The organism is Methylovorus menthalis, from assembly GCF_020523625.1.
Taxonomy (GTDB): domain Bacteria; phylum Pseudomonadota; class Gammaproteobacteria; order Burkholderiales; family Methylophilaceae; genus Methylovorus; species Methylovorus menthalis.
In genome coordinates, this window is sequence record NZ_JAJAQH010000006.1 from 1,190,165 (window position 1) to 1,207,997 (window position 17,833).

The window sequence follows — 17,833 nt, forward strand, 5'->3', positions numbered from 1 at the left end:
ATTTCTGCTTGATAGTTTATTTCTTCTTGGGGGCACGCAGGGCTTGCGCATCCAGCTCGCGCAGCCTTGCCATTTTTTCGGCAATCTTGCCTTCGAGTCCGCGCGGCGTGGGCACGTAAAACTGAATGGCCTCAAGATCATCGGGGAAATACTGTTCGCCCGCAGCATAGGCATCCGGCTCGTTGTGCGCGTAGCGGTATTCCTTGCCGTAATCCAGCTCTTTCATCAGCTTGGTCGGCGCGTTGCGCAGGTGCAAGGGCACATTGCGCGATTTATCCTGCGCGACAAAGGCTTTGGCCTGATTATAGGCCATATAGGCGGCGTTGCTCTTGGGTGCCACGGCGCAGTAGATCACCGCATTCGACAATGCCAGCTCACCCTCGGGCGAGCCCAGCCGCTCGTATATCTGGCAGGCTTCTAGCGTCATGGTCTGCGCACGGGGGTCGGCAATGCCGATGTCTTCCACCGCCATGCGAATCAGGCGGCGGCCCAGGTAAAGCGGGTCGGCCCCGCCATCAATCATGCGCAGAAACCAGTACAACGCCGCATCAGGGTTGGAGCCGCGCACCGATTTATGCAAGGCGGATATCTGGTCGTAAAACGCTTCGCCGCCCTTATCAAAGCGGCGCAGCTTGCTCGCCATGGTGCTTTGCAAAAACTCGGCATTGATCTCGGTCAGACCACTGGTCAACGCCGCATTGAACAAACCTTCGACAAAATTGAGCAGGCGGCGCGCATCACCATCAGCATAAGCCAGCACCTGCTCTTTCACCTCATCGCTCAGCACCATATCGGGGGCCATATTGGCGCGGGCACGTTCCAGCAGTTCGGCAAGGTCCGCTTCGGACAAGGCTTGCAGCACAAACACGCGCGCCCGGCTCAGCAAAGCGCTGTTGACTTCAAACGATGGGTTTTCAGTCGTGGCGCCGATAAAGGTGATCAGGCCACTTTCAACAAACGGCAAAAATGCATCCTGCTGGCCTTTGTTGAAGCGATGCACCTCATCGACAAACAGAATGGTGCGGCGGCCGGATTGCTGCAAGGTGTGCTGGGCGCGTTCAACGGCTTCACGGATATCCTTGATGCCAGAAAGCACCGCCGACAGAGGAATGAATTCAGCATCGGCCGTATTGGCAATCAGGCGTGCCAGCGTGGTTTTGCCGACGCCCGGCGGCCCCCACAAAATCATCGAAGGCAGCTTGCCGGACTGGAACGCCAGCCGCAGCGGCTTGCCCTCACCCAGCAGATGCTTTTGGCCGACCACATCATCCAGCGTGGCTGGGCGCAAACGCTCGGCTAAGGGGGCATCGGGGGTATTCGGCTGAAAAAGATCGCTCAAAACAGTGTCCGCAGGGAAAAGGCTATTCGCCTACGACGTCCGCACCGGCAGGCGGCACAAAACGAAACGCCTGTGCGGCCAGTGTGGGGTTGCGCTCAATCTGGCTGAACTCGATGAGCGTGCGGTGACCAAAGCTATCCAGCAATTCCATCTGCGCCAGTTGATCGCCCTTGAAGCCGATCATGATCTGCTCGAAGCCGCTTTCTTTTTCGCGTGGCGTGGCCTTCACCCATTCCAGCCCGCTCTGGTTGCCGCCATCCTGCAGGGCAAAGCTTTTTTCCATTTCCTTGCTGCCGGCCAGCATGGCAGCCGGGCTGGAGCCTATCGCCTTGCTCAGCGAGCGCACGGTCACCTGATTCAGCTCGGGGTCATACAGCCAGACCTTTTGGCCATCGCCGACGATCTGCTGCACATAAGGCTTCTGGTAATCCCAGCGAAACTTGCCGGGGCGCTGCAATTGCATGTCGCCAGTGACTTCCTGCACCTTGCGGCCTTGTGCATCGGAGACGGTCTGCTTGAATTGCGCCTTAAGCCCTACCGTATTCTGGTAAAAGGCCTTGAGCCGCTCGGGGCCATCGGCCTGTGCCAAAGCGGGGGCCAGCATGCTGGCGCTGGAGAAAGCCAGCAGAAGGGTCTTCAGAAAAAATCGCATCAGTTACTCGCTATGGCTGTTAGGGGCTAAAACTTCACGGTTACCGTTGCTCTGCATGGCAGAGACCAGGCCCGCACGTTCCATATCTTCAATCAGGCGGGCAGCGCGGTTGTAGCCTATGCGCAACTGGCGCTGCACCGAGGAAATGGAGGCACGACGCGACTTGAGCACAATCGCCACGGCCTCATCGTACAGCGGATCAGCTTCACCACCGCCGCCACCTTCAGCACTCTCGCCAGCTTCGCCACCTTCTTCGGTGGCACCGGTGAGGATGCCTTCAATATAGTTGGGCTCGCCCAGAGTCTTGATGTGCTCGACCACGCGATGCACTTCCTGATCGGACACAAACGCACCATGCACGCGCTGCGGATCGCTGGTACCAGGCGGTTGATACAGCATGTCACCCTGCCCCAGCAAGGCTTCGGCGCCCATCTGGTCAAGAATGGTACGCGAGTCGATCTTGCTGGATACCTGGAAGGCAACCCGGGTGGGGATATTGGCCTTGATCAGGCCGGTAATCACATCGACTGACGGACGCTGCGTCGCCACGACCAGGTGGATGCCGCAGGCACGGGCTTTCTGCGCCAGACGGGCAATCGGCTCTTCCACCTTCTTGCCTACGACCATCATCAGATCGGCCAGTTCGTCGATGATGACGACAATCACCGGCAGCTCTTCCAGCGGCTCGGGGCTATCTGGCGTGAGCGTGAATGGATGTGGAATGCTCTTGCCATCTTTGGCGGCATCGCGGACTTTCTGGTTGTAGCCTGCGAGGTTACGCACGCCCAGCACCGACATCAGCTTGTAGCGCCGCTCCATCTCGGCTACGCCCCAGTTCAGCGCATTGCCTGCCTGGCGCATGTCGGTAATCACCGGCGCCAGCAAATGCGGAATACCGTCATACACGGACAGTTCCAGCATCTTGGGGTCAATCAGAATCAGGCGCACCTTGCTGGGCTCAGCCTTGTAAAGCAGGCTCAGAATCATGGCATTGATGGCGACGGACTTACCCGAACCAGTCGTACCCGCGACCAGCACGTGCGGCATCTTGGCAAGATCAGCCACCACCGGCTTGCCGGAGATATCCTTGCCCATGGCGATGGCCAGCGGCGAATTCATGTCGGCATACACCTGCGAGCCGAGAATCTCGGACAGGAACACCACCTGACGTTTGGGATTCGGAATCTCCAGGCCCATATAGGTTTTGCCGGGGATGGTTTCCACCACGCGCACGCTGATCACCGACAAGGCGCGTGCCAGATCCTTGGAGAGATTGGCCACCTGGCTGCCCTTGACGCCAGCGGCAGGGTCGATTTCATACCGGGTAATCACCGGGCCGGGCAAGGCTGCAATCACCTTGACCTCAATACCGAAGTCCATCAGCTTGCGCTCGATTAGGCGCGAGGTGAATTCCAGGGTTTCGGCAGATTGCACTTCCACCACGCCACTGGGCTCATCCAGCAAATGCAATGGTGGCAAGGGTGAATCCGGCAAGGTTTCAAACAAGGGCGACTGGCGCTCTTTTTCAATACGGTCGCTCTTGGGAATCTCCAGTGCGGGCGCCTGAATCTGGATAGGCGGCCGATCTTCGGTGCGCTTGCGCTGGTTATCAACAAATTCGGTACGCAGCTGCTCGGCCACCTTGCCCAGCTTGCGGTCCTGCCGGTCCTGCCATTTGTTGCGCACATAGGCATACGCCCACTCCAGGGCGCCACCCAGCTTTTCCGTCATCATGATCCACGACCAGCCGGTAAACAGGCTGAAGCCGACCGCCATCATGAGCAGCAGCGCCATGGTCGAGCCCGCAAAGCCGAGCATGCCGCGCAACAAGCCATCGACGACGGTACCAAGCATACCGCCAGGGCCCTGCGGCAGCTGTGCTGGCAGGGTCGCAACATGTCCAAACTCCAAGCTTGCAGACGCCACAAGCAACAAACCAAAACCAATAAAATTGAGGAGCAGCAATGGTTTGCGGCTGGCCGCGACAACTTCCAGGCGCAAATACACCAGCCAAATGGCATAAAAGGCAAACACCGCCAGCCACCACGCCGAGAAACCAAACAGATAAAGCAGGATATCCGACAGCCAGGCGCCCACCGTGCCACCTGCGTTATGAGTCACCGCGGCATCACTGGCGGTGTGTGACCAGGAAGGGTCATCGCGCTGGTAAGTCACCAGGATAATGGTGAGATAGAGGCCGACAACCACGAGTCCAAGCCACCAGGCCTCCTTGACGATACCAGAGGTCTCCGGACGGGGCGTCTCGCGCTTGCTGTTTAATGGAAGATTTTTTTTCTGGAAGAACAAGATGATCAGGCTATCCGGACAATGGTTAAGCAACAATAAATCGTTAACGGTTATTATATGAACAACGAGCGAATTATATCAGCTATGGCTGGTACTGCTCGCATTCCTCACGCACCGCTTAGCGATACTTATCAGGCAAATTTACAGAATCAATTTGCACTATTAATTTCGAGAACCTACCATACATAAAAATTGTCTGGCATAACGTTAACCACAACAAAAGAAAAGGATGGATAAACCTCATGGATATTGGCATCAACGAAAAAGATCGCAAAAAGATCGCTGAAGGCCTCTCCCGTTTTCTGGCAGATACTTACACCCTCTACCTCAAAACCCATTTCTTCCACTGGAACGTCACAGGTCCGCAATTCCGCACCTTGCATTTGATGTTCGAGGAACAATATAACGAATTGTGGCTGGCGGTAGATCTGGTCGCCGAGCGCATTCGCTCACTGGATGTCTACGCACCGGGCACCTACAAGGACTTCGCCAAGCTGACTTCCATCAAGGAAACCGATGGCGTGCCTAATGCGCAGGACATGATCCGCGAACTGGTCGCTGGCCACGAAACCGTGGTCCGCACTGCCCGCTCCATTTTCCCGGTCGTGGAAAAAGCATCGGACGAAGCCAGTGCAGACCTGCTGACCCAGCGCCTGCAGTTGCACGAAAAAACCGCATGGATGCTGCGCAGCCTGCTGGAAAAATAAGCCTTATCGCAATATCGACCTATAGAAAAATCGTACTCAGGAGTCTTAACATCATGGCAACAAAACACGCCCACCTGCTCATTCTGGGCTCTGGCCCAGCGGGCTACTCAGCCGCCGTTTACGCGGCGCGCGCCAACCTGAAACCCGTGCTGGTCACGGGGATCGCCCAGGGTGGCCAGCTGATGACCACGACCGAGGTGGACAACTGGCCCGCGGATGCTGATGGCGTGCAAGGCCCCGAGCTGATGGCGCGTTTTCAGAAGCATGCCGAGCGTTTCAATACGGAAATGATCTTTGATCACATTCATACCGCCAAGCTCACCGAAAAGCCTATCCGGCTGATCGGTGATTCCGGCGAATACACCTGTGATGCCTTGATCATTGCCACGGGTGCTTCGGCACAGTATCTGGGCTTGCCCTCTGAAGAAAAATTCTCCGGCAAAGGGGTTTCTGCCTGCGCCACGTGTGACGGTTTTTTCTATCGCAATCAGGAAGTGGCCGTTATCGGTGGTGGCAACACCGCCGTGGAAGAGGCTCTTTATCTCGCCAATATCGCCAGCAAGGTAACGCTGGTGCACAGACGCGACAAGTTCAAAGCCGAAGCCATTCTGGTGGACAAGGTCATGGAGCGCGTGAAAGAAGGCAAGATCGTGCTGGAACTGCATTCCGTGCTGGAAGAAGTGCTGGGCGATGATAGCGGTGTGACTGGCATGCGCATCAAGAACAATGAAACCGGCGCCACCAAGGATATTCCTTTGCAAGGCGTGTTCATTGCGATTGGTCACAAGCCCAACACCGACATCTTTGCCGATCAGCTGGAAATGGAAGGCGGTTACATCGTCACCAAGGCAGGTCGCAATGGCAATGCTACGGCCACCAGTGTGCCCGGCGTATTTGCAGCAGGCGATGTACAGGATCATATCTATCGTCAGGCCGTGACCAGCGCGGGTAGCGGTTGTATGGCGGCTCTGGATGCCGAGCGCTACCTGGATCAACTGAAGTAAGGCATCGTGGCGGAAGCCAGCATGCGCGCACGGCAATAGGCAAACGCCCTGCCGTGCGTTTTTGTTTGCGATGTTGCTGCTTGAGCATTAAAGCGGCTATTGTTTAACTGATTCAGTTGCTTAACTGGTAAATTTTCGTGACTGACAAACCAGAGCATGACCCATTGGACGAAGATGAGCTGCTTTTTCGCGAGGCAGTGAAAGGTGCTCGTCCCCTGCAATCGTCCAAGGTTGCGTTTACACCGCCACGCCCCAAACCCATCCCCAAGCAATTCATTCGCGATGAGCGTCAAGCCCTGATGGACTCGCTCAGCGATCACTACATCCCCGCTCACGAACTCGAGAGCGGCGAAGAGCTTTTGTACCTTCGTGAAGGCCAGTCACCAGCCATCCTCAGTAAGCTACGACGCGGCCACTGGGTGGTGCAGGCAGGTATTGATCTGCATGGTCTGGTGGTGGATGAAGCCCGGCTTTATGTGGCGGAGTTTCTCGCGGACTGCAAGAAACGCGGCATACGTTGCGTGCGCATTGTGCATGGCAAAGGGCTGGGGTCGCGCAACCGCGAGCCCGTGCTCAAGCACAAGCTGCGCAACTGGCTGATGCAAAAGGACGAAGTGCTTGCCTATGCCCAGGCACGCGCCACCGATGGCGGCAGCGGTGCCGTGATTGTATTGCTCAAGGCTTGATTTCTCAGCCAGAGCGTTCTGCCCCAAATCTTCAGAGCATTCACATATCGCAATGAGGCCCTCAACTCAGACCAAGGCATATAGCCAACCGCTGAGGGTTTTTCACATGTTTAAAAGTATTTTTCAGTTGTAAGCAAACCATAAGGTTGGGTGCTTAGCATGCGCACCATGCCATCATAAACAGGTGGCAAAATTTGACCTTTCGAATAGCTGCAGGAAAGTGCCCATGAAACACCGCTACATCGTATTGCTGCTTTGCACGCTAGGCTTGGCATCGATTGCCCATGCGGACGCGTTATCAGACTTACAACCATCCGATTTGCAACATTTGAGCCTCTCTCAAGCCGAGCGACTGCTGCAGGCCAATAATCGCGAAGTCCTCTTTGCCCGCCGCGCGCTGGAAGGTTCGCAAGCCGACAAACTCAGTGCCGGTCAGAAACCCAACCCAGTGCTCAGCCTCAGCAGTACCAATTTCAAACTGCATGGCAGCAATGGCAATGGCGGCCTGCAGGATAAAACCCTGGACAGCATTGTGCGGGTTGACCAGCTGATAGAACGCGGCGGCAAACGGGAGCTGCGCACCGCCGTGGCCGAAGACGCTATCAAGGCCTCCCGGTTTGATCTGCAAGACAGCATGCGCCAGCAAACCCTCAACCTGCGCTCGAGTTATTACGATCTCCTGCTCGCCCAGCAAGCCGAGCTCCTGCAGCAGGAAAACCAGGCCATTTTTGACAAGGTATTGCAATCCGCCGAGCTACGCCTCAAAGCTGGCGATATATCGGCGACGGATGTTGCCCGTATTCGGGTAGATGCCTTGCGTGCCAAAAACGATGTCCGCCAAGCCCAGGCGGATCGCGAGAAGGCACAAGCCATCCTGGCGTACATGATAGGGCAGGAAAGAAATGCCTCCAGCCTGCGCCTGACCGATGAATGGCCTACGCTGACCAGTGCGCCAGATACCCAGAATACCGATGTGACATTGCTGGACCAGCGTGCCGATATCCAGGCCGCCGCCGCCCGCACCGCCCAAGCCATGGAAGCGCGCAAGCTTGCCGAGTCGCTGCAGACGCGTGACATTACCGTGGGGGTGCAATATGAACATTACCCAGACGACAGCCGCAATACGGTAGGTGCAGCCGTCAGCATCCCGCTGTTTACCAATTACCAATACCAGGGCGAAATCGCCAGGGCCGAGGTCAACCTGACAACCGCCGAGGAAGCCCGGCAGCAAACCCAGGCCATTGCCCTGGGTGAAATCTCACGTGCCCGTGCTGATCTCAATGCCGCCATCGACAAGGTGCGTCGCTACGATGAGCAAATGCTGGCTGAAGCCAAGACCGCTGCCGATGCCGCCGAATTTGCCTATCAGCATGGCGCCATGGGCGTGACCGATCTGCTGGATGCACGCCGTGTTTACCGAACCTTGCAACTGGACGCCGCCAATGCGCGCGCTGACTATGCAAAATCCCTGGCTGCCTGGCAGGCAGCCACCCAACCACAGGAAGCTCCGTAACATGAACCGCAGCATTATCTCTCTCAGCCTGATCTGCCTCAGCGTCGCATCTCCTGGATGGGCCGCCGACAAGCCGCGTAGCGCCCCCCCTGCCCCTGCCTCACAGGAGGTGGTGTTGAAACCAGGGTCAACCCAGTTCTCCAGCCTGAAAATGGAAGCTGTCACCGCGATCCCCGCGCCTGCCAGCGAGCCACTGAACGGCAAGATTGCCTTTGATGAAAACCATACTGTACGCATCAGTTCCCCCGTCATCGGCCGCGTGGTCAGCATCAGCGCGCAGCTCGGTGATAGTGTGAAGTCCGGGCAGGCACTGGCGGTGCTCGATTCCCCCGATTTGGGCACCGCCTTGGCGGATCACCGTAAGGCGCAAGCCGACTTGCAACTCAAGAAACAGGCGCTGGAACGCAGCCGCCTCTTGCTGGAAGGTGGCGTCATTGCCCGCAAGGAATTTGAAAACAGCCAGGCCGACATGGCCGAATCGCAGGCAGAAGCCGCCCGCACATCGGCCATGCTGAGCAACCTAGGCACCCACGGCAGTGTGAATGGCGAGAGCTTCAGCTTGCGCAGCCCGATCAACGGCATGATTGTGGATCGTCAGATCAACCCCGGCAGCCAAGTACGTCCGGATGCTGCCAGTCCCCTGTTCATCATCAGCGATCCGAACTCCCTGTGGGCATCGATTGATCTGCCGGAGCGTGACTTGTCCAAGGTATCTGTAGGGCAAGCGCTGACGATTGAGGTGGATGCTTATCCTGGCGAAACATTCAGCGGTCGCGTATTGACCATCGGTGGCATGGTGGACCCAGCCACCCGCCGCATCCAGGTGCGTTGCAGTGTAGATGGCAAGGGCCGCCTCAAGCCTGAGATGTATGCCCGTATCACCCCATTGCAAAGCTCACAAGATAAGGTCATTCGCCTGCCTAACAGCGCGCTCATCACCGAGGGCTTGTATAGCTATGTGTTTGTGGAGACATCCCCCGGTCATCTGCAAAAACGCCGCGTAGAGCTGGCCACACAAGCCCGCGACTTTGCCACCGTCAAAAGCGGCCTGGCATTGGGCGAGCGTGTGGTGACCTCGGGTGCCATTCTGCTCAATTCCGAGCTGGCCGCAGGCAAATAAGGCGATCCCACCATGTTGGAAAAACTGATTACATTCTCCCTCCAGCAGCGCGTGTTTGTGCTGCTGGGCACCTTGGCCGTGATTATTTCGGGCTATTTTGCCGTTCAAAACCTGCCGATTGAGGCATTCCCGGATGTAGAAGATGTACACGTAGGCATCGTCACCCAGGCTGCCGGGCTTGCCCCGGAAGAAGTCGAACGCGTGGTAACCCTGCCGATTGAGCATGAGATGAGCGGCGTGCCGCATCTGATGCAAATGCGCTCGGTCTCCATTACCGGCCTGTCTGTGGTCACCCTGACTTTTTCCGAACACACGGATGACTATTTTGCTCGTCAGCAAGTGCTTGAGCGCTTGCAGGGCGTTGGTTTGCCTGCGGCTTACCAGCCCACCCTTGCGCCGCTGACCACCGCGGTAGGCGAAATCTACCGCTATCTGGTCGAGGCGCCCAAGGATATGCCACAGCGGGAAATCCGGGCGATTCAGGACTGGCAGATCATCCCCATGCTGCGCACGGTGCCCGGCGTAGCCGACATCACCAGCTTTGGTGGTGCGGTCAAGGAATACCAAGTCCAACTCGACCCTTACCTGCTGAAGAAATTTGATATCAGCATTGATCAGGTCAACCAAGCCTTGGGCAATAACAGCAGCAACGTCGGCGGTGGCCTCATGCACCGTGGCGATGAAGCGTTGGTAGTGCGCGGCATAGGCCTCTTCAAGAGTATTGATGATATTGGCCAGACCGTGATCACCTCGCGTGATGGTCGCCCGATTGTGGTCAGCGACGTCGGCCAGGCCGTGATTGGTGACAAGACCCGCTCGGGCATTGTGTCCTATAACGATCGCGATGACGTGATCGAGGGCATTGTGCTCATGAACAAGGGCCAGAACCCGGCCAAGGTGATTGAAGCGCTGCGCGAAAAAGCCAAGGAAGTGAACGCCAAGCTGCCACCCGGCGTGCGTATCGCACCCTTCTATGACCGTACCAGCCTGATCGATCATACCGTGCATACCGTCACGGAAAACCTCATCGTCGGTGCACTGCTGGTGGTGGCAATTCTGATCGTGTTCCTGCGCAATTGGCGCGCGGCGCTGATTGTCGCCAGCGTCATTCCCTTGTCACTGCTGTTCGCCTTCATCATCATGGATATTCGTGGTGTATCGGCCAACCTGATTTCGCTGGGCGCGGTGGACTTCGGCATCATCATCGATAGTGCCGTGGTGCTAGTTGAAGCGCTGATGGTGCGGCTGGCGGTGACCGAGCTGGATAAATTCCCGCAGCAGGCCAGCTATGGCTGGCGCATCCACACACTCAAGCAGACCGCCATTGAGATGGGGCGCCCTATCCTGTTTTCCAAGCTCATCATCATTTTGGCGTTCTTGCCCATCTTCACCTTCCAGCGCGTGGAGGGCAAAATCTTCTCGCCCATGGCGTTTACCCTGAGCTTTGCCTTGCTCGGCGCCATTTTGCTGACGCTCACGCTGGTACCTGCCCTGCTCTCTTACACCATGCGTCGTGAAGATATGGCCGAGAGCCATAGCCCATGGCTGGAAAAAGTGCAGCAAGGTTACCGCAACTTTCTGGTACGCATGGGCACCATGCGCAAGCGGGTGGTGCTGGTTTCTGTTGGCTTGCTGGCCATCTCGGTCCTGCTGGCACCGCGGCTGGGTTCCGAGTTTCTGCCACGGCTGGATGAAGGCAATATCTGGCTCACCATCAGCCTGCCACCCTCCACCAGTCTGGAAAAAACCAAGGAAGTGGAACGGCATGTGCGCAAGATATTGCTGGGCTATCAGGAAGTACATCTCGTAGTGAGTCACGTTGGCCGCCCAGACGATGGCACCGACCCCAAAGGCCCTAACAATATCGAGATCCTGGCTGACCTGAAACCCAAGGACACCTGGAAATTCGCCAGCAAGGAAGCGCTGATCAAGGATATGTCGGCCAAGATACACACTATCCCCGGCATTCCTACCAACTTCTCGCAGGTGATTCAAGACAGCGTGGAGGAAGCCTTGTCCGGCGTGAAAGGGGAAATTTCCGTCAAGATCTTCGGGCCAGACCTGGGGATTCTGGAATCCAAGGCCGACGAGGTGGTGGATGTATTGAACAGCATAAAGGGTGCAACCGATGTTGCTGCGATCCGTATCTCAGGCAACTCGGAGCTGGATATTCAGCTGGATCGGGCACGCATGGCGCGCTATGGCCTGCAGGTAGGCGACGTCAATAGCACCGTGCAAACGGCGCTGGCTGGCAATGCGGCCAATACCTTTTACGATGGTGATCGCCGCTTTGATGTCACGTTGCGTCTGGACAAGGAATATCGCGATGCTGTCGATGATATTGCTGAACTGCCGATCGCCTTGCCCAACAATGCAGGCAGCATTCCCTTGAGTGAGATTGCCGACATTCAGGTGAAGCAAGGTGCATCCCGCGTGGGGCGTGAAGGTGTATCGCGGATAGTCGCGATCAAGGCCAACCTGATTGACCGCGACCAGGGCAGTTTTGTGCAGGAAGCCATGGCCAAGGTCAAACAGCAAGTGCCATTGCCACCCGGCTATAACATCACCTGGGGCGGCCAGTTTGAGAATCAGCAACGCGCCATGCAGCGGCTGGAAGTGATTGTGCCTTTATCCCTGATGCTGATCTTTGTGCTGCTGTTTACCGCATTCAAGTCGGTACGCAATGCGCTGCTGGTACTGATGATGATTCCATTCACGCTCATCGGCGGCTTGGGCGGCTTGTGGCTGGCGGGCTTGCATTTGTCGGTGTCGGCTGCAGTGGGCTTTATCGCCCTCGCCGGTATCTCGGTGCAAAACGGCGTGATCATGGTGGAGCAGATCAAGCGCATGATACTGGATGGCGTGAGCGTCAAGGATGCCGTGCTGGATGGCGCCGTGGCCCGCTTGCGGCCTATCCTGATGACGGCGCTGATGGCAGGCCTGGGCTTGCTGCCTGCGGCGCTGTCGCACAGCATAGGCTCTGAAACGCAACGCCCGTTTGCCGTGGTGATTGTGGGCGGTCTGGTGACAGCCACCTTCTTCACCCTGCTGTTGCTGCCCTTGCTATTCCCTACGTTCTCGGATGAGGCGCGCAGCAAACCCTGGCGCAAAGAGCAATAAGCGCGACGTTGCCAGCCCTGGCAATAGGGCTGGTCACCGCAATAAAAACGCCCGGACAACGATGCCCGGGCGTTTTTTATTGATGCGATCGACATAATCGCTGATGCTGAATAATTAAATCTGGAAACGTTGCAGCAGACAGACTGCCTCGGCCGCAATGCCCTCTTCACGGCCGACAAAACCCAGCTTCTCGGTAGTCGTGGCCTTTACGTTGATCGCATCGCGCAACAGGTTGCAATCCTCGGCAATGTTGGCGCACATCTGGTCGATATGGGCAGACAGGCGCGGCGCCTGCGCCATGACGGTGGCATCGATATTGACAATAGCGTAGTGCTTGGCGCGTATGAGCTTGACGACGTGACGCAACAGCTCGCGCGAATCAATGCCCTTGTAGCGCACATCGGTATCCGGGAAGTGTTTACCAATATCGCCCAGCGCCGCCGCGCCCAGCATGGCATCGCAGATGGCATGCAGCAGCACATCGGCATCCGAATGCCCGAGCAGGCCTTTGCTGTGCGGAATATCCACCCCGCCGATAATGCAGCGACGCCCTTCAATCAATTGATGCACATCAAAGCCATGGCCTATACGTATCATGCTTGCTCTCCTTGGGTCTGGTCAGCCCGCAGGATGGCTTCAGCCAGCCAGAGATCCTGCGGATAGGTAATTTTAATATTGCGCAATTCGCCTTGCACCAGCAGCGGTTTAAGGCCGAGCGCCTCAATCGCTTGTGCTTCATCGGTGGGAATATAGTCTGCCAGTTGCCGCGTGTGCTCCAGCGCGCGTTTCAACAAGCCATGCGGAAACATTTGCGGCGTCTGCGCCTGCCACAGCGCATCGCGGGGTTCAGTACGCTGTACTCGCTGCTCAGGGTCAGAGCGTTTCAGCGTATCAGCCAGCGGAATCGCCAAAAGCCCGCCTACGCTATCCTGCTGCACGGCATCAATAAGGCGTTCCAGCAACTGAGGAGTCAGCATCGGGCGGGCGGCATCGTGCACCAGCACCCAGTCATGCTCATCTACCAACTCCTGCATGGCATGGAGGCCATTCAGTACCGACTCAGAACGCGTATTGCCGCCCTGGTAATGCACGTGCAGACGGTCAGATATCGGGAGATCAGCCTGGTTAGCCCAGATATCATCTTCGGGATTCAGCACCACATGCACACTGCTGATACAGGGACTGGCGAGAAAAAGATGAACGGTTCGCAGCACCACGGCTTGCCCGAGCAAGGGTAGATACTGTTTGGGAAGAGAGGCCTGCATGCGGCTACCAGAGCCACTTGCCGGGATCAGGACATGACTTTTTTGCATGCCTCGATTCTAGCATGCCGACTTGGCGGGAACAGATGAAGGTTGAAACAGGAGAAGACTATTGGCTGAGAGAAGCATGATCCCCGACAGCCAAACGCCGCGCTTCAAACAGCAGGCAAACAGGTTAAATCAGTTGTCCCACATGCTGGCGTACAGCGTCGGTGACTATCGCATCTAGGCCCTGGCCTTGCTTGTCATTCACATGGCTGACCAGTTGCTGGCGCATGTTGTGCGCCCAGAAGCGTTTGATATGGCTAACAATTTCATTTTTTGCCAGCTCGCGATCAGGGTATGCAGAAAAAAACGTGCCAATCTGGTTGGCCATGGTAATCAGATGCTCAATGTTCATGTCGACTCTTCAAAAATCCCCGTAAATAATCTTTTCTGCGCCTGCATACACCACGTGCTGGTGACTGCGGGTAAACCCGACCAGTGCAATTCCGCTGTTTTCTGCCACGCGGATGGCTAGGCCAGTAGGTGCCGAAATCGCCACCAGCATGGAAATCCCGGCTGTCACGGTTTTTTGCACCATTTCATAACTCGCACGGCTGGTCGTTAACACAAAGCCTCGCCTGTCATCACCGGCGCGGGCAATCGCCCCTATCAACTTATCAAGCGCATTGTGCCGTCCCACGTCTTCGCGCACCATGCGTATCTCGCCTTCGGGGCTCACCCAGGCACTGGCATGGGTAGCGCCCGTCAGCGCTTGCAGCGGCTGGCTTTTTTGTATGCTTTCCTGCGCCCGCAAAATCGCGCGGTAATCAAACTTCAGGTCCGACGCCACCACTTTATCGGGGATACGCAGCGCCTGTTCCAGGCTCTCCGCCCCGCACAAACCACAGCCGGTACGCCCTGCCATGCTGCGCCGCCGCTCCTTGAGATTGGCAAAGCATTCGCTGGCAATCTCCATGCGCAATTCAACGCCTTTTTCCTGCGGCACGATATCCAGCCCGTAAAGATCATTGGGCTCGCGCAAGATGCCTTCGCACAGCGAAAACCCCAGTGCAAAATCTGCCAAGTCATCCGGCGTTGCCAGCATCACTGCATGCGAAATATCGTTGTAAATCATGGCGACTGGCATTTCTTCAGCCACGCGATCCTGCAATGCCGTTACGCCATTTCCTTCTTCATCAGCACGCCATTTTCTGACGGGATAGAGACCGGTAATGTCCAACCCGGTCTCTGCATTGACTAATTTTTCACTCACACATCTCTACTCAATCCGCGCCTCTTTAGCTGTGTTATGCGCAAAAGCAATCTGCTCTTCACTGAACTGCCGATAGCTGCGCTGCCAGTCGGAAAGTTGTGAAACACGGGTCACCTGCACCGCGGTTACCTTGAACTCAGGGCAATTGGTCGCCCAATCAGAGTTATCGGTGGTAATCACGTTGGCCCCGGACTCAGGATGGTGGAAGGTGGTGTAAATGACGCCAGGCTGCACGCGCTCGGTAATCTTGGCGCGTAGCACCGTTTCACCGGCGCGGCTGGCGATTCCCACCCAGTCACCTTCGCTGATACCGCGATCTTCAGCATCGTGCGGATGGATCTCGACCATATCCTCAGGATGCCAGGCCACATTCTCGGTACGTCGTGTCTGCGCGCCTACATTATATTGCGAAAGGATACGGCCAGTGGTCAGGATCAATGGATACTTGGCGTTGACCTTTTCCGTGGTGGGCACGTACTGGGTAATGAAGAACTTGCCCTTGCCACGTACAAACTCGTCTATGTGCATGGTCGGCGTGCCATTCGGGAATTCATCCGTGCAAGGCCATTGCACGCTGCCCAGCTCGTCCAGCTTCTTGAAGCTGACGCCGGAGAACGTCGGCGTTAGCGCCGCAATTTCATCCAGAATGTCCGAGGCATGCTTGTAATGCATGGGGTAGCCCAGCGCCGTGGACAGCTTGGCGGTGATTTCCCAGTCCTCATAGCCATTTTTCGGGGTCATGACGCGACGAACAGGCGAGATACGACGCTCGGCATTGGTAAAGGTGCCGGTCTTCTCCAGGAAAGATGCGCCTGGCAGGAACACATGGGCATACATCGCGGTTTCATTCAGGAACAGATCCTGCACGATGACGCACTCCATGGACTCCAGCGCGTGGGTAACGTGTTGGGTATCCGGGTCAGACTGGGCGATATCCTCGCCATTGCAATACAGCGCCTTGAAGCTACCTTCAATCGCCTGATCCAGCATATTGGGAATGCGCAGACCCGGGTCAGCCGACAGTGGACGGCCCCAGGCCGACTCGAACAAGGCGCGCGTGGCATCGTCCGACACATGGCGATAGCCAGTGAACTCGTGCGGCATGGAGCCCATGTCGCAGGAACCCTGCACATTGTTCTGGCCGCGCAATGGGTTAACGCCTACGCCTTCACGCCCGATATTGCCTGTGGCCATCGCCAGATTGGCAATCCCCATGACCGTGGTCGAGCCTTGGCTATGCTCAGTCACGCCCAAACCGTAATAGATCGCGGCATTGCCACCCGTCGCAAACAAGCGCGCGGCTGCACGCACCTCGGCTGCCTTGATGCCCAGCTCGCTTTCAAGGGCTTCAGGGGAATTTTCTGGCTTGGCGACAAAGTCGCGCCACATTTCAAAGGAATCCCACTCGCAGCGGGCTTTTACGAATTCTTCGTCTACTAGTCCTTCGGTCACCACCACATGGGCCATGGCCGAGATCAGCGCCACATTGGTACCCGGGCGCAGCTTGAGGTGGTGATCTGCCTTGACGTGTGGGGACGATACCAAGTCAATCGCACGTGGATCCGCCACGATCAGTTTGGCGCCCTCACGCAGGCGACGCTTCATTTGCGAACCGAATACCGGGTGGCCATCGGTGGGGTTGGCGCCTATCACCATGATGACGTCTGACTTCATTACCGAATCAAACGTCTGGGTGCCAGCAGACTCACCGAGGGTTTGCTTCAGGCCATAACCCGTTGGCGAATGGCACACGCGAGCGCAGGTATCGACGTTATTGCTGCCGAATACGGCTCGCACCAGCTTTTGCACGACATAGACTTCTTCATTGGTGCAGCGCGAAGAGGTAATGGCGCCAACCGATTCCTTGCCATATTTGCCCTGAATACGCTGAATCTCACTGGCGGCATACGAAATTGCCTCGTCCCAGGACACTTCCGTCCACGGATCGGTAATGCTCTTTCGGATCATGGGTTTGGTAATACGATCCTTATGCGTGGCGTAACCCCAAGCGAAACGCCCTTTTACACAGGAGTGTCCATGATTGGCGCCGCCATCTTTGTTGGGCACCATGCGGATCAACTCTTCGCCTTTCATCTCGGCATTAAACGAGCAGCCAACGCCGCAGTAGGCGCAAGTGGTCGTCACGCTATGCTCGGGCTGGCCATGCTGTATCACCGACTTTTCCATCAGGGTAGCGGTCGGGCAAGCCTGCACACAGGCACCACAAGACACACATTCGGATTCCAGGAAATTATTCACACCAGAGGCGACCTTGGATTCAAAGCCACGGCCCTGAATGGTGAGCGCAAACGTGCCCTGGGTTTCTTCACAAGCCCGCACACAGCGTGAGCAAACGATGCACTTGGAAGGATCAAACGTGAAATATGGATTGGAGGTGTCTTTTTCGGCGCGCAGGTGGTTTTCACCTTCGTAGCCATAGCGCACTTCGCGCAGGCCCACAGCGCCTGCCATGTCCTGCAGTTCGCAATCACCATTGGCGGCACAGGTCAGGCAATCCAGCGGGTGGTCGGAGATGTAAAGCTCCATCACACCGCGGCGGATATCCGCCAGCTTGGGACTTTGCGTACGGACTTTCAGCCCGTTATCGACCGGTGTGGTACACGATGCAGGATATCCGCGACGGCCTTCAATCTCGACCAGGCACAAACGGCAGGAGCCGAATGGGTCCAGACTGTCTGTTGCACATAATTTCGGAACGCTGACGCCAGCGACCATGGCCGCATGCATGATGGAAGTGCCAGCAGGCACCGTGACCTCTGTGCCATCAATATTGAGGGTCACTTGCTGATCAGAATGGCTGGCTGGGGTACCGTAATCTTTTTGGTGTTCCATGGCTATCTCCTA

General features: G+C 56.8%; 14 protein-coding genes. 6 read left to right on the forward strand and 8 right to left on the reverse strand.

Annotated elements, in window-relative coordinates; translation table 11 throughout:
* Positions 1-16: 16 nt before the first annotated feature.
* The 3 genes from LG204_RS11455 to LG204_RS11465 are packed head-to-tail and all read right to left on the reverse strand — an operon-like array spanning position 17 to position 4,298.
* Positions 17-1,339: a replication-associated recombination protein A gene (locus tag LG204_RS11455; protein ID WP_230337393.1), complete on the reverse strand. Its 1,323-nt coding sequence runs from the start codon at positions 1,337-1,339 to the stop codon at positions 17-19.
* A 22-nt stretch (positions 1,340-1,361) separates the two neighbouring features.
* A complete protein-coding gene (gene lolA / locus LG204_RS11460) occupies positions 1,362-1,991 on the reverse strand; it encodes an outer membrane lipoprotein chaperone LolA (RefSeq protein WP_230337394.1) in 630 nt (209 codons plus the stop codon).
* A 3-nt stretch (positions 1,992-1,994) separates the two neighbouring features.
* A complete protein-coding gene (locus LG204_RS11465) occupies positions 1,995-4,298 on the reverse strand; it encodes a DNA translocase FtsK (RefSeq protein ID WP_407664215.1) in 2,304 nt (767 codons plus the stop codon).
* Between the two features lie 242 nt (positions 4,299-4,540).
* Between LG204_RS11465 and LG204_RS11475 the strand changes: the two genes are divergently transcribed.
* The 6 genes from LG204_RS11475 to LG204_RS11500 all read left to right on the forward strand — a co-directional run bounded on the left by LG204_RS11475 (position 4,541) and on the right by LG204_RS11500 (position 12,448).
* Positions 4,541-5,005, forward strand: a complete 465-nt coding sequence (locus LG204_RS11475; protein ID WP_013442045.1) for a Dps family protein — start codon at positions 4,541-4,543, stop codon at positions 5,003-5,005.
* A gap of 53 nt (positions 5,006-5,058) precedes the next feature.
* A complete protein-coding gene (gene trxB / locus LG204_RS11480) occupies positions 5,059-6,009 on the forward strand; it encodes a thioredoxin-disulfide reductase (protein WP_230337395.1) in 951 nt (316 codons plus the stop codon).
* Positions 6,010-6,173: 164 nt separating this feature from the next.
* On the forward strand, positions 6,174-6,695 hold the full coding sequence (locus LG204_RS11485; RefSeq protein WP_230337892.1) for a Smr/MutS family protein: 522 nt from the start codon (positions 6,174-6,176) through the stop codon (positions 6,693-6,695).
* Positions 6,696-6,921: 226 nt separating this feature from the next.
* A complete protein-coding gene (locus LG204_RS11490) occupies positions 6,922-8,208 on the forward strand; it encodes a TolC family protein (RefSeq protein ID WP_230337396.1) in 1,287 nt (428 codons plus the stop codon).
* 1 nt (position 8,209) lies between these two features.
* The gene (locus tag LG204_RS11495; RefSeq protein ID WP_230337397.1) at positions 8,210-9,328 is read left to right on the forward strand and encodes an efflux RND transporter periplasmic adaptor subunit; all 1,119 of its coding nucleotides are present in this window, start codon (positions 8,210-8,212) and stop codon (positions 9,326-9,328) included.
* Between the two features lie 12 nt (positions 9,329-9,340).
* Positions 9,341-12,448 (forward strand): efflux RND transporter permease subunit, encoded by a 3,108-nt coding sequence (locus LG204_RS11500; RefSeq protein WP_230337398.1) that lies wholly within the window; start codon positions 9,341-9,343, stop codon positions 12,446-12,448.
* A gap of 114 nt (positions 12,449-12,562) precedes the next feature.
* Here the strand turns inward: LG204_RS11500 and ispF are convergent, their stop codons facing one another.
* The 5 genes from ispF to fdhF form a co-directional block, all read right to left on the reverse strand.
* Complete coding sequence (gene ispF / locus LG204_RS11505) at positions 12,563-13,045, reverse strand: 2-C-methyl-D-erythritol 2,4-cyclodiphosphate synthase (RefSeq protein WP_013442038.1); 483 nt, start codon at positions 13,043-13,045, stop codon at positions 12,563-12,565.
* Complete coding sequence (gene ispD / locus LG204_RS11510) at positions 13,042-13,761, reverse strand: 2-C-methyl-D-erythritol 4-phosphate cytidylyltransferase (RefSeq protein ID WP_230337399.1); 720 nt, start codon at positions 13,759-13,761, stop codon at positions 13,042-13,044. The genes ispF and ispD overlap by 4 nt, the downstream gene beginning before the upstream one ends.
* A gap of 124 nt (positions 13,762-13,885) precedes the next feature.
* Positions 13,886-14,110 carry a formate dehydrogenase subunit delta gene (locus LG204_RS11515; protein ID WP_230337400.1) on the reverse strand — a complete coding sequence of 75 codons (225 nt, stop codon included), beginning with the start codon at positions 14,108-14,110 and terminating at the stop codon, positions 13,886-13,888.
* A 9-nt stretch (positions 14,111-14,119) separates the two neighbouring features.
* A complete protein-coding gene (gene fdhD / locus LG204_RS11520) occupies positions 14,120-14,968 on the reverse strand; it encodes a formate dehydrogenase accessory sulfurtransferase FdhD (RefSeq protein ID WP_230337401.1) in 849 nt (282 codons plus the stop codon).
* 6 nt (positions 14,969-14,974) lie between these two features.
* Complete coding sequence (fdhF, locus tag LG204_RS11525) at positions 14,975-17,821, reverse strand: formate dehydrogenase subunit alpha (protein WP_230337402.1); 2,847 nt, start codon at positions 17,819-17,821, stop codon at positions 14,975-14,977.
* Positions 17,822-17,833: the final 12 nt, after the last annotated feature.

What these genes read in the sequence shown, in the direction of transcription:
- lolA (WP_230337394.1), bottom strand. Translation starts at nt 1,991, where the DNA reads ATGCGATTTTTTCTGAAGACCCTTCTGCTGGCTTTCTCCAGCGCCAGC.
- LG204_RS11490 (WP_230337396.1), top strand. Translation starts at nt 6,922, where the DNA reads ATGAAACACCGCTACATCGTATTGCTGCTTTGCACGCTAGGCTTGGCA.
- LG204_RS11515 (WP_230337400.1), bottom strand. Translation starts at nt 14,110, where the DNA reads ATGAACATTGAGCATCTGATTACCATGGCCAACCAGATTGGCACGTTT.
- LG204_RS11475 (WP_013442045.1), top strand. Translation starts at nt 4,541, where the DNA reads ATGGATATTGGCATCAACGAAAAAGATCGCAAAAAGATCGCTGAAGGC.
- ispD (WP_230337399.1), bottom strand. Translation starts at nt 13,761, where the DNA reads ATGCAAAAAAGTCATGTCCTGATCCCGGCAAGTGGCTCTGGTAGCCGC.
- trxB (WP_230337395.1), top strand. Translation starts at nt 5,059, where the DNA reads ATGGCAACAAAACACGCCCACCTGCTCATTCTGGGCTCTGGCCCAGCG.
- LG204_RS11500 (WP_230337398.1), top strand. Translation starts at nt 9,341, where the DNA reads ATGTTGGAAAAACTGATTACATTCTCCCTCCAGCAGCGCGTGTTTGTG.
- ispF (WP_013442038.1), bottom strand. Translation starts at nt 13,045, where the DNA reads ATGATACGTATAGGCCATGGCTTTGATGTGCATCAATTGATTGAAGGG.
- fdhF (WP_230337402.1), bottom strand. Translation starts at nt 17,821, where the DNA reads ATGGAACACCAAAAAGATTACGGTACCCCAGCCAGCCATTCTGATCAG.
- LG204_RS11495 (WP_230337397.1), top strand. Translation starts at nt 8,210, where the DNA reads ATGAACCGCAGCATTATCTCTCTCAGCCTGATCTGCCTCAGCGTCGCA.